This is a genomic window from Streptomyces sp. NPDC057638 (assembly GCF_042800315.1).
Classification (GTDB): Bacteria; Actinomycetota; Actinomycetes; order Streptomycetales; family Streptomycetaceae; genus Streptomyces.
This window is the reverse complement of sequence record NZ_JBHVHF010000250.1, coordinates 1-12,392: the sequence shown is the minus strand read 5'-3', so window position 1 is coordinate 12,392 and position 12,392 is coordinate 1. Positions and strand designations below refer to the sequence as shown.

8 protein-coding genes are annotated in these 12,392 nt (G+C 71.7%); 7 read left to right on the top strand and 1 reads right to left on the bottom strand.

From position 1 onward, the window contains the following. Positions 1–117: 117 nt before the first annotated feature. The 4 genes from ACFVIM_RS26635 (at position 118) to ACFVIM_RS26620 (ending at position 4,663) form a co-directional block, all read left to right on the top strand. Complete coding sequence (locus ACFVIM_RS26635) at positions 118–888, top strand: enoyl-CoA hydratase/isomerase family protein (RefSeq protein WP_384306146.1); 771 nt, start codon at positions 118–120, stop codon at positions 886–888. A gap of 703 nt (positions 889–1,591) precedes the next feature. Then, positions 1,592–2,089 (top strand): ATP-binding protein, encoded by a 498-nt coding sequence (locus ACFVIM_RS26630; protein WP_384306143.1) that lies wholly within the window; start codon positions 1,592–1,594, stop codon positions 2,087–2,089. A 472-nt stretch (positions 2,090–2,561) separates the two neighbouring features. Next, positions 2,562–3,422 (top strand): polysaccharide deacetylase family protein, encoded by an 861-nt coding sequence (locus ACFVIM_RS26625; RefSeq protein ID WP_384306140.1) that lies wholly within the window; start codon positions 2,562–2,564, stop codon positions 3,420–3,422. Continuing rightward, on the top strand, positions 3,422–4,663 hold the full coding sequence (locus tag ACFVIM_RS26620) for a YncE family protein (RefSeq protein ID WP_384306137.1): 1,242 nt from the start codon (positions 3,422–3,424) through the stop codon (positions 4,661–4,663). The genes ACFVIM_RS26625 and ACFVIM_RS26620 overlap by 1 nt, the downstream gene beginning before the upstream one ends. A 223-nt stretch (positions 4,664–4,886) precedes the next feature. Here ACFVIM_RS26620 and ACFVIM_RS26615 read toward each other — a convergent pair whose 3' ends face one another. Further along, positions 4,887–5,525: a GNAT family N-acetyltransferase gene (locus ACFVIM_RS26615; RefSeq protein ID WP_384306134.1), complete on the bottom strand. Its 639-nt coding sequence runs from the start codon at positions 5,523–5,525 to the stop codon at positions 4,887–4,889. 113 nt (positions 5,526–5,638) lie between these two features. On the opposite strand from ACFVIM_RS26615, the gene ACFVIM_RS26610 reads away from it, so the two are divergent. The 3 genes from ACFVIM_RS26610 (at position 5,639) to ACFVIM_RS26600 (ending at position 12,210) form a co-directional block, all read left to right on the top strand. Beyond that, a complete protein-coding gene (locus ACFVIM_RS26610; protein ID WP_384306131.1) occupies positions 5,639–5,869 on the top strand; it encodes an EF-hand domain-containing protein in 231 nt (76 codons plus the stop codon). Between the two features lie 381 nt (positions 5,870–6,250). Then, positions 6,251–7,321 (top strand): CopD family protein, encoded by a 1,071-nt coding sequence (locus tag ACFVIM_RS26605; RefSeq protein ID WP_384306129.1) that lies wholly within the window; start codon positions 6,251–6,253, stop codon positions 7,319–7,321. A gap of 554 nt (positions 7,322–7,875) precedes the next feature. Further along, entirely contained in the window at positions 7,876–12,210 is a 4,335-nt protein-coding gene (locus ACFVIM_RS26600; RefSeq protein ID WP_384306126.1) for a LamG-like jellyroll fold domain-containing protein, read from the top strand. Positions 12,211–12,392 lie beyond the last annotated feature (182 nt).

Below are 12,392 nucleotides of genomic sequence, written 5' to 3'. Positions count from 1 at the left end.
CCCCCGGAGACCTCTTCGCCGACGGCCTCCCGCCCGGGGCTGGAGGTCACGCGCGGCAGGGGTTCTGTGACCCACGGCACCGGGACCCCGGGCGTTAGCCACGGTTAACCTGCCTCCATGACGACAGTGACTTTCGAGGTCTCCGACGGTGTGGGAACCATCCGTCTGGACCGCCCGCCGATGAACGCGCTGGACATCGCCCTCCAGGACCGGCTGCGCGAACTGGCCGACGAGGCCGGGGCCCGCGACGACGTCCGCGCCGTCGTCCTCTACGGCGGCGAGAAGGTGTTCGCGGCGGGCGCGGACATCAAGGAGATGCGGGACATGGACCACCCGGCGATGGTCGCGCGCTCCCGGGGACTCCAGGACGCGTTCACCGCCGTCGCACGCATCCCCAAGCCGGTGGTCGCGGCCATCACGGGATACGCCCTCGGCGGTGGCTGCGAACTGGCGCTCTGCGCCGACTACCGGATCGCGGGCGACAACGCCAAGCTCGGCCAGCCCGAGATCCTGCTGGGGCTGATCCCCGGGGCGGGCGGCACCCAGCGCCTGGCCCGGCTGATCGGCCCGTCCAAGGCCAAGGACCTGATCTTCACCGGCCGTCAGGTCAAGGCCGACGAAGCCCTCACCCTCGGCCTGGTCGACCGTGTGGTCCCCGCCGCCGAGGTCTACGAGCAGGCCCACGCCTGGGCCGCCCGGCTCGCCAAGGGCCCGGCCCTCGCGCTGCGCGCCGCGAAGGAGTGTGTGGACCAGGGCCTGGAGACCGACATCGACTCCGGTCTCACCATCGAACGCATCTGGTTCTCGGCCCTCTTCGCCACCGAGGACCGCGACCGCGGTATGCGCAGCTTCGTCGAGGACGGCCCCGGCAAGGCGGTCTTCCGCTGAACCCCTGGCCGTCCGCGGCCGGCGCCGACCTCCCTGCGGGGCGGCGGTACGGGAGCGCCGGAGCACGGCACGCCCGACCCGGCGGAACAGGTGCGGCCTGGCCCGCGGCACGGCCTGGCCCGCGGCACGGGAGCGGGCAGGCGCCCGGGTGTCCCTGGACGCGCCGGTGCGCGGGAGCATGACGGCACGCGGGGGCATGACGGCACCAAGACGCGGGGCATGGTGGCACGGACGCGCGCGGGCACTGCGGCGCGGACGCGCGCGGGCGGACGCGCCGGGCGGGTGGGCGCGGGGGCGGGATGCGTGGGCGGGGCGCGGGGGAAGCTCCGCGCTCCCCGCGCCCGAGGCCTGCGCAGGGCCGTTTCCGGACGGTCTCCGGTGCCCGGTTTGAGGGCGGCCTCACCCGCGCGTACCCATGTCAGCGTGGGCCGGGCGAGCTTTTCCGGTCGATTTCGGTCCCTTCTCGGACGTCCTCATGGCTGAATGCGTCCTGTGCAGGGCCTAGCGGATTCTTGAGTACCGGGGTGGGTGCCCCGTCACCCCCGCCCTGTTGACAGACTGTCAACGCAGCTCAGCGTGGACACTCGTGCCAACATAAGGCCAGCGGCATATGTCAGCGGCCTTGCTGTGCGGCCCCCGTCGGCGGCCTCCTCTTCCGTGGGAACGGTCACGGTGCCTCCGTACAGCGTCCATGATGGGGGGCATGGCGGGCGTCGACAGTGTGGAACAGCCGCAACGGCGCGGCGGCGCTTCCGCGCTCCGGTGGGCGAGTGCCGCAGAGGACGAACAGGCCCTCAAGGCCGTGGAACTCTACGGCGACCCGAGCCAGGGTGAGGTCCGCCTCGCCTCTCGCCCCGAGTCCGCCGCCGTCGCGCGTCGGCTGACCCACGCCGTGACCGTGAGCCAGTGGGCGCTCCCCGCCACCACCGCCGAGAACGCCGTCCTGCTGGTGTCGGAACTCGTCGGCAACGCGGTCCGCCACACCGGTGCCCGTGAGTTCGGGCTCCGCCTCCGGCGGCGGCGCGGCTGGCTCCGCGTGGAGGTCCGCGACCCCTCGCGGGGGCTGCCCTGTCTGCTGCCGGTCCAGCCCCTGGACACCAGCGGCCGGGGGCTGCTCCTGGTCGACATGCTCGCCACCCGCTGGGGTGCCGATCTGCTGCCCCGGGGCAAGACGACCTGGTTCGAGATGCGCGTCCCCTGACCCGCCGCGCTCGTGTTCCCGAAGTTCGTGGAGTTCTGGCGGAGGGGGAGTCCCGGCGGGGCGAACGCGCGCCGTCCGATGGCTGGACGACCGTACGCAGAAGCCCCCGTGGTCACCGGTGTGCGGTGTGCCGGGGGCTTCTGTGAAGCGCCGTGGACGTAAGGGGGTGTGTCCACGGGCGCGCTGGACGACCTGGCCCGGGTCAATGGGGGTCGTGCCTCCGACTATGGCAGATGGACGGCGTGGAACCAAAATCCCTTACTCGGGCATTATCCATCAAAGCCGACATCTCGCTCATGAATCGCAGGTGAGGTGAACCACCCACCTGTTAAACAATGCCAGGAATTCACTCAAGGCGAATGTTTCCTTGATCTGTTCCCGTCATGCGGGCCTGGCTGGTGGACGACCCGCAGCCGGACGATGGTGGGCCAATCATTATTTTTACGGACATACAGCTCTAATCTCCTCTTCTGTGATCTCCATGGATCGTCGCCGCGCCCTGCGCACCGCCACGGGCGCCACCGTCGCGGCCACCCTCACCGCCGGCTGCGCCGGGGCCGGGCCGGCCGAACCCGCCGGGCCACGGGACGCCGGGCCACCGGACGCCGGGGTGATCGGCGGGGACCGGGGGGAGCGGGTCGGGGAAGCCGGTGGTGATGGCGGGGCGCGCGCTTCGGGGGGCTCCCCCTCCCCCTCCCCCCACCCCGCCCCTTCCCCCCGCCGCCACCCCCGTCATCCGGACCAGATCACCCATGGTCCGCGTGACCGTGACCGGGTCGCGCTCACCTTTCATGGCGCGGGTGATCCCGCCACCGCGCGGGCGCTGCTCGCCGAGGCCGAGCGCGCCGGGGCGCGCGTCACCGTCCTCGCCGTCGGCGCCTGGCTCGACGACCATCCGGAGCTGGCCCGACGGATCCTCGACGGTGGTCACGACCTCGGCAACCACACCCAGAACCATCTGACCATCACCGAGATGACCGAGGCCGACGCCCGCGCCGAGATCACCGAGTGCGCCACGCGGCTGCGCAGACTGACCGGCTCCATCGGCACCTGGTTCCGCCCCTCCCGCACCCAGTACGCGCCGCCGTCACTGGTCCGGCTGGCCCGGCTGGCGGGATACCCGCACGTCCTCTCGTACGACCTCGACTCCCTCGACGCCACCTCACCCGGGGCCACGGCCGTGATCAGCACCGTCACCGGGCGGATCCAGCGCGGATCGGTGGTGAGCCTGCACTTCGGCTACGCGGACACGGTCGCCGCACTGCCCGCCGTCCTCGACGACCTCCACCGCCGCCGACTGCGCGCGGTGACCACCACGGAGCTGCTGAGCTGATGCGACCCTCCTCCCCTCTGCGAGACTTCTCCCCTCTGCGGTCCTCCCGCCGCCGTACGCGCGCCCTCCCTCCGCTCACCGCCCGCGTCTCCGCCCTGCTCACCGGGGCGCTGCTCGCCCTGGTCGCGGGCTGCGGCACCGACGGCGACCGCCCCCGGGACGCGGCCGCGCAGGCCACGGCCGCGAAGAGCCATCCACCCGCCGCACCCCCCGGGCTCCCCGGGATGCCTCCCGTCCTCGACGCCAAGGACATCTACGCGGCCGACCGGCCGGGCCTGCTCTCCCCGGTGGTGCGCTCCTTCCCCTCCCGGGTCTATGTCCCCAACACCAACTCCGACACGGTGTCGGTGATCGACCCGGCCACCTACGAGGTCATCGAGACCATCCCGGTGGGGGTCCAGCCCCAGCACGTCGTCCCCTCCTGGGACCTGAAGACCCTGTGGGTGAACAACAACCGAGGCCACACCCTCACCCCCATCAACCCCGCCAACGGCAAGGCGGGCGCACCGGTCGAGGTCCACGATCCCTACAACCTCTACTTCACCCCCGATGGCAAGTACGCCGTCGTCATGGCCTCCCTCGACCGTGAACTCGTCTTCCGTGACCCGCACACCATGGACCGGGTCAAGACCACTCCCGTCACCTGCTACGGCGTCAACCACGCGGACTTCTCCGCCGACGGCCGGTACTTCGTCGTCTCCTGTGAGTTCTCCGGCGAGCTGCTGAAGGTCGACACGGCCAAGATGACCGTCGTCGGCCAGCAGAAGCTGCCCATCGACGGGGCGATGCCCCAGGACGTGAAGCTCTCCCCGGACGGCAAGACCTTCTACATCGCCGACATGATGGCCCACGGCGTCTGGGTCCTGGACGGCGAGAAGTTCACCACCCCGACGCTGATGCCGACCGGCGAGGGCGCGCACGGCCTGTATGTCAGCCGGGACTCCCGGGAGATGTACATCCCCAACCGGGGTGAGGGGTCCATCTCCGTCTTCGACTTCGCCCAGAGCAAGCTGACGAAGAAGTGGTGGCTGCCCGACGGCGGCAGCCCGGACATGGGCGGGGTCTCGGCCGACGGCAAGGTGCTGTGGCTGTCGGGCCGCTATGACGACGAGGTCTACGCGATCGACACCAAGACCGGTAAGCAGCTCGCCCGTATCCCGGTCGGCAGCGGTCCCCATGGCCTCGCGGTCTACCCGCAGCCCGGCCGCTACTCCCTGGGCCACACGGGCGTCTTCCGCTGACCGGGGTGGGGGCGATCCCGCCGGGAGCCCCCTGATCCCGCGGCACGGGGAGCGTGCCGGGCTCGGCCGCCCGGGTCCCGCGGGCGCCCCGTCCCCTCGGTATCGCGTCCACCGGCGGGCGACGGCCGACGCGGTCCCGTCACAGCGCCAGGCTGTCACGTCGGGCGCTCAGCCCACTCCAGGCACCCTCCGAGCGGTGTCTCAGCCGCCTCCGATCGGTGACTCAGCGCACCCCGAGCAGGGCCTCCGCGCCCACCGGACGGAAGCCCGCCCGCTGGAACGCCCGCACACTGCGGGCGTTACCCGGCGCCTGCTGGGCCCAGACCACCGCATCAGGGACCAGATGCCGGGCCGCCGACGCCAGGGCCACTCCCAGGCCCCGGCCGCGCGCTTCCTCGTCGACCTCCACCGAACACTCCCAGCGCCCGGCGACACCCCGGCCCAGGGTCAGCACCCCGCCGTCCGCGGCCCACGCCCGCACCCCGTCCCGGCGGCGCCGCGCGTAGACCACCCGGGGATGGTCTGGGTCCGCTATCTCCCGCAGCTCCACCGACGGCTCCCCGGGCAGCGCCTCCGCCACCGTCAGCAGATCCACCGCGTCCATCGAGCGGCCCGTGCGCGCCAGCAGCTCCGCCAGGAAGACCGGGTGTACCGAGGAGGCGAAGGGGTCGGTCGGCGCGGCGGCCCAGCGCTCCCGTATCCACTGCGGGTCCTCGTCGAGGAAGACGATGGAGTGGGCGGTGAAGGCCACCACACCGCAGTCCCGGGCGTTCGGCTGACCGATGATGGTCAGGCCGCCGTCCGGCGGGGGGAAGGAGCCGCGCGCGGCGTCCTCAAGGATCCGGGTCAGTTCGTCGCTCATGAACCCATCTTCGCTGACGAGCGCTGTAACCCCGGCTCCGCTGTCCACAGAACCGGGCAGATAATCTGATCGCCAAGCATGAAGCGGTACGGCACCCGGGAGGGGCGTTAGCAGTGGCGGACAACGAAGAGGCACGCAAGGCGTTCGAGCGGTACGACGTCGATGGCGACGGCCTCATCACGGCGTCGGAGTACAAGAGCGTGATGGCGCAGCTCGGGGACTTCAACGTCACCGAGACCGTCGCCGAGGCGATCATCAAGGCCAAGGACGCCAACGGCGACGGCAAGCTGACGTTCGAGGAGTTCCTGGGCTCCCTCGACCAGGGCGCCGAGCCCTCGGCCTGAGCCGTCGCGAACAGCCCCCGGCGCGGCTTGCCGGGGGCTGTTCGCGGTCGTCCGGCCGCATCCGTACCGTCCGACCCTCAGAGTCCGCAGAGTCCGCAGAGTCCGCAGAGTCCGCAGAGTCCGCAGTGTCGACGGAGCCCACAGAGCTCACCGAGCCCGCGCCATCCGCGCCATCCGCGCCATCCGCAGAGCCCGCGCGATCCGCAGAGTCCACGGAGTCCCCGCATTCCGCATGGCCCGCATGGTCCGTCCCCCTTCGCCCCGGCGTGGAGACCCGCCCCGGCGTGGAGACCCGCCCCGGCGTGGAGACCCGACCCCGCGCGGCGGCCCCCTGGGACCCGCCCGTGGCGGCCGCCCACGCGCCCACCCGTACCACCACCGATGAACCCGACCCACGGCACACCACCGAGCGAGCCCGCCGAGGCCGCCCAGCCCGGTGAACTCACTGAGCTCACCCCGCCCACCAACACCACAGCCCCCGCCCCGCGCCCGCGCGCCCATGCCCGACCCCGGACCCGTGGTGCGAGCGTGCTCACCCTCGCCGGGGCGCTCTCGGCGCTCGCCGCCGCGCTCGCCCTGACCCTCGCCGCCGCCGCGCTCGGCGCCCGGCTCGCCGCCTGGGACACCGGTGAACTGCGCATTCCGGCGGCCGGGACGACCAGCGTGCTGCGGACGGCGCTCTTCGGCGCCCTCGCCGTCGTCATCGGCGAACGCGCCGGAGTCCGCTTCGCCGGAGCCGGCCCCCTGCCGGGGAGTTGGTCCCGGCCCGCCGCGCTTGTCGGGGCCGCCGCCGCGGCCGGACAGATCGCCGTCCTCGCCGCCGTCAATGGGCTCGATCTGGCCACCGCCGCCTACGCCAGCCGTGAGGGACGCCTCCTGCTGCTGACGGCGAACGGCCTGCTCGCGGTCGCCGCCTGCGTCCCCCGACGCCCGCGACTCGCACTCGCGCCGCTGGCCGTGGCCATCCTCGCGGAGTCCCTGCGGGCCCATCCCGAGCCGTACACACCGGAGATCGGGACCGCGCTGACGGTCGTCCACCTCACCGCCGCCTCCCTCTGGTGCGGCGGACTGCTGTACGCGCTGCGCGTGATGGCGGCCCGCCGCCGCGACGGTACGGGAGCGCTGGCCGTCCTCGGACGCTACGCCCGCACCGCCGTGTGGCCGCTGCTGGCGCTCACCGCCACCGGGACCGCCTCCACCCTGCGCCGACTCCCCACCGATGTGGTGCTGACCTCGGCGTACGGACGGGTGCTGATCGCCAAACTCGTCCTGGTGGCCGTGGTCTGCGCGCTGGCGTTCGCGGCGCGGCGGGCGATGCTGCGCGGCCGGTTCGCGGCCCGGTCGACGGCATGGCGGGAACTGGCCGTACTCGCGCTGGTGCTGCTGGTGTCGGCGCTGCTGACGGTGGTCCCCGATCCGCACTGGATCAGCACCCGGCTCTCCCTGCGCTGACCCGCACCGCCGTACCGGGCCCGATCCCCTGGTCCGCACCGCCGTACCGGGCCCGACCTCCTGGTCCGCCCCACCCGACCCGACCCGCCGTACCCGCGCCACCCCGCCCCGGGGCTGACCGCCCACCCGGACCCCACCCGTACCCCCGCCGCACCCCCCGCCGGATCCGGCCGTCTGGCCTGGCCGAAGAGGGAAGGGGGCAGGGCCCCGCCGGAGCCCTATCACGGGTCTCGGCCCGTGATACGCGCTATCGCCGGTCACCTTTCTTCGCCATCAGAGTTGATCATGACCGAGAGTCGACTACCGACTCAACGTTACGTGCAGAGACGCATGCTCTCTGCGAGATAAACATCAAATAAAGGGCTCAAAGTTAACTCTGTGGCTGGTGTTACTCCTGGCGCATTTAAGCCACTTTGATAGGTGATGCCAGTTCAGGGTCTCCCTAGACGCACTCTGATGGCCTCCTTACCGTCCCCCTCGTCTTTTCGCTGATGAGGTGTACACACCATGAGACTCGTGGGGGGCGTGCTGTCCAAGTGAAGATCAAGTGGAGAGTGAGAACGGCGGCCGTCGTGTCGTCCTGTGCCGTGGTGGCGGGCGTGCTCGCGCCCGTCACCACCGCGCAGGCCGCGACGGGGAAACCGTCGGAGGAGAGGAAACCGGCCGCCACGGCGCCCGGCACGAAGGCCGCCGCGCCGGACGGCACGGCCGCCGCCGAGACAGAAGACGAGGCCATCGCCCAGGCCCGCCGCACCGGCAAGCCGGTCGAGATCCTCTCGAAGCGCGCCGAGAGCGGCGATGTGTTCGCGACCCCGGACGGCAAGCTGGAGGCGCGCGAGTATCTGCGGCCGGTCCGTACCCGGGTCGACGGCGTCTGGCGGAAGGTCGACACCCGCCTTGCCCCGACCAAGAAGGGCACCGTGGCGCCCCGCGCCGCCACCGTCGGCCTGGAGTTCTCCGGCGGCGGCACCGCACCCCTGGTACGGATGAGCAGGGTGGGACGCGATCTCACCCTCTCCTGGCCCACCCGGCTGCCCAAGCCCCGCCTGGCCGGGGACACCGCCACCTACCCCGAGATCCTGCCCGGCGTCGATCTGCGCCTCGCCGCCCGCGAGGACGGATTCACCCAGCTCCTGGTGGTCAAGTCCGCGCGGGCCGCCGCCAACCCGAAGCTGGCCCGGCTGCGGCTGGCGCTCGACGCCGACGGCATGACCGTGCGTGAGACATCGTCGGGCGGTCTGGAGGCGATCGACCGTGGCTCCGGCGGCGCGGTCTTCGAGGCCCCGCGCCCGGTGATGTGGGACTCCAGCGCGGCGGCCTCCACCGCGAAGGCGCCGAAGGCGCCGAAGGGTGCCGCCATCACGCCCCAGCAGGCCCCCACCACCCCCCGTACCGCCCCCGGCCGCGTCGCCGACCCCGACCCGCGCGACCCCCGGGTCCGCCGCGCCCTCGGCTCCGACGCGGAGCCCGGCGCCGCCGAGTCGGCGCACCTCGCGGCCGTCGGCGTCGACATCCCGGCCGACCAGAGCGCCCTCGTCCTGCGCCCCGACACCACCGTGCTCAAGGGCCCCGACACCGTCTACCCGGTCTATATCGACCCCCAGTGGTACTCACCCAAGGCCACCGCCTGGACGATGGCCTCGAAGTACTGGGACTCCTCCCCGCAGTGGAAGTTCAACGGCGACCCCGACGCGGGCATGGGCTTCTGCGGCTGGCAGTACTGCCAGCCCTGGGACACCAAGCGGCTCTTCTACCGCATCCCGGTCTCCAAGTTCGCGGGCAAGTCGGTGCTCTCCGCCGAGTTCGTCGTCCGCAACACCTGGTCGGCCTCCTGCACCGCCAAGGGCGTCGAGCTGTGGCGTACCAAGGACATCAGCGACCAGACCACCTGGAACTCGCAGAACGCCTCCGGCTTCTGGATCGACCATCTGCGCACCTCGTCGTTCGCCTACGGCTTCGACGGCTGCGCCGCCCGGGACGCCGAGTTCGACGTACGGACGGCCGTCCAGCAGGCCGCCGACAAGAAGTGGTCCACGATGACCTTCGGACTGCGGGCGGACAACGAGACCGACCCGTACTCCTGGAAGCGCTTCTCCGACGACGCCTTCCTGCGGGTCAAGTACAACCGTCCCCCCTCCCAGCCGAAGATGTCGCAGCTGACGATGGAGTACGGCGGTGTCTGCAAGAAGCCGTCCGCCGCGCCCCGCAGCCGCAGCCTCGGCAAGATCTACGCCAATGACATCAAGGACCCGGACGGCGACACCGTCGCCGTCGAGTTCTACGCCAGCTGGGACGGCGGCACCTGGAAGCCCCTGCGCACCGGCTACAAGAAGTCCGGTTCCGACTTCTCCATCAGCCTGCCCGCCAGCATTCCGCAGAACAAGCAGATCGCCTGGTCGATCCGGGTCTACGACGGCGCCCAGTGGTCGCCCTGGTCCTGGGCCGGTGACGCGCCGACCGCCTGCTACTTCTTCTACGACGCCACCGCGCCGAAGCCGCCCGTACTCACCTCGGCGGACTACCCGGCCTCCGATCCGGAGAACCCCAACGACCCCTGGCTGGACGGACTGGGCCAGTACGGTGAGTTCGAGCTGAAGGCCAATGACAGCGGGGTCAAGGAGTACCGCTGGGGCCTCAACACCGACCCCTCCTCCAGCAATGTGATCGCGACCTCGGCGGGCGCGCCCAAGACGCTGCGGCTGCTGCCCGCGAAGATCGGGCTGAACACCCTCTACGTCCAGTCCCGCGACACGGCCGACAACCTCTCCGCCATCGCCACGTACCGTTTCCGGGTCAAGGCGGGCCAGCTGGAGCGCGCCCAGTGGGGACTGGACGACGCCACCGGGTCCACGGCCGCGGCGGGCACCGCGCCCGAGCGGACGGCGGCCCTCAGCGGCGGGCCCGTCGCCGGTGAGCCGGGTGCCCTGGGCACCTCCGTCCTCTTCGACGGCGTCGACGACCAGGCCAGTACCGACCTCGCCGCCGTCACCACCGACAACGGCTTCTCCGTCTCCGCCTGGGCCAAGCTCTCCAAGGCCCCCGCCGGAGCCGCCGTGATCGCGGCCCAGCCCGGCAACCACGCCCTCGGGTTCGAGCTGTACTACTCCAAGGGCTTCGACCGCTGGGCCTTCAACCAGTACAGCGCCGACACCTCCACCGCCGTCCCGGTACGGGCGATGGCCGCCCAGCCGGGCGGGGTCACCGTCGGTGAGTGGACCCATCTGGTCGGCACCTACAGCGTCTCCTCCAAGGAGATGAAGCTGTATGTCAACGGTGTCCTCGTTGGCACCGCCCTCCACAACACCCCGTGGGACGCCCGGCGCGGACTGCGCATCGGCGGCAGCCACCACAACGGGGTCGACACCTCCTTCTTCCCGGGCCATATCGACGAGGTCCAGCTCTATGAGAAGCCGCTGTCCCAGGCCGATGTCACCCAGCTCCACGGCAAGCAGAACCTGACCGTGGGACGACCCGCCCGGCTGGTCTTCCCGATGGACGAGCCCGCCGGAGCGAGCGCGCTGAAGGGCGTGCCGCAGGTGCCGTCGGCCACTTACCACGGCGGTGTCACCCCCGGCACCCCCGGAGTGTCGAACAAGGCGCTGACCCTCGACGGCGTCGACGACTACGCCAGTCTCGGCCGTCCGATGGTCAACAACCAGCGCAGCTTCTCCGTCTCCGCCTGGGCCCGGCTGCCCGAGACCCGGCCGATGACCAACGGAGTGGTCGCCACCCAGCTCGGCACCAGCAAACCCGGCTTCGAGCTGTACTACTCCACCCACTACAAACAGTGGATCTTCAGCACCCACTCCCAGGACAGCGCCCAGGGCACCCCCATCCGCGCCTTCCAGAAACCGGGTGAGGAAGCGGACGGCGGCACCTGGGCCCATCTCGTCGGCGTCTTCGACACGTACACGATGCAGATCACGCTGTACGTCAACGGGGTACGCCAGCAGTCCGCGCAACTCGCCGCCGACTGGTACGCGGGCGGAGCCTTCCAGATCGGCGCCACCCGCTTCGACAACACGCTCATGAACCACTTCACCGGGAACATCGACGACGTCCGTCTCTTCGACCGCCCGGTCTCGGCGGGCGAGGTGCAGCAGATGTTCCGCCAGCGCCCGGTCGTCAAGACCCGCTGGACCTTCACCCAGGCCACCGGCACCCCGGCCGCCGTCCCGGACGTCTCCGGCTCGGGCAACAACCTGCAGCTCCAGGGCAACCCCCAGGTCGGCCCCTACCCGCTCGGCTGGGTCGACGGCGGCATCGTCCTCGACGGCGTCGACGACCACGCCACGGCGCGCGTTCCCGTGGACACCACCGGCAGCTTCACCATCACCGGATGGGCACAGGCCGCCGCCATGCCGCAGGCGCCGGTGACCGTGCTCAGCGCGCCCGGCGCCAGCCAGGACGCCTTCGCCGTCCGCTACCACCCACCGGCCGACCCCACCACCGACCCCGGACGCTGGCGGATCAGCGCGGCCTCCGGTGACAGTACGGGCTCCCCGGTCTCCGGAGTCGACAACGGGCAGTTCTTCTCACCCACCGACTGGACCCATCTGGCCCTGGTCTACGACGGGTTCGCCAAGGAACTCCAGCTCTATGTCAACGGTGAGCTGGAGGAGGTCGCCTGCGCCGACACGGACGGCGACGGCCAGCCGGACATCCCCAACTGCTCCGACCGGCTCTCCTGGACCGAGGACGTCCACACCTACCGCGCCACCCAGCCCCTCCAGCTCGGCCGCTCCCGCGCCGGGACCACGGGCAGCCAGTACTGGTCCGGCGCGCTCTCCGATGTGTGGGCCTTCCAGGGAACGCTGACGGAGGCACAGGTGTCGCTGCTCTCCGCCGGTGCGCCTGGTCTGCCGACCGAGGTGCCCGGCTCCGACTGACGGACGGACGCGTGACGTCCACGGTGGCCCCGTCGCGTCTCCGCGACGAGGCCGCCGCGGACGAAGGCCGTCCGCGCTGTCAGCGGGGATGGCCGCCGTTCACCGCCGTACCCCGGCCACCGCGAGCGGCGGGCGGCCCGGTACGGCGCCACATCACACCGACCACTCACCCACCTTCCGCG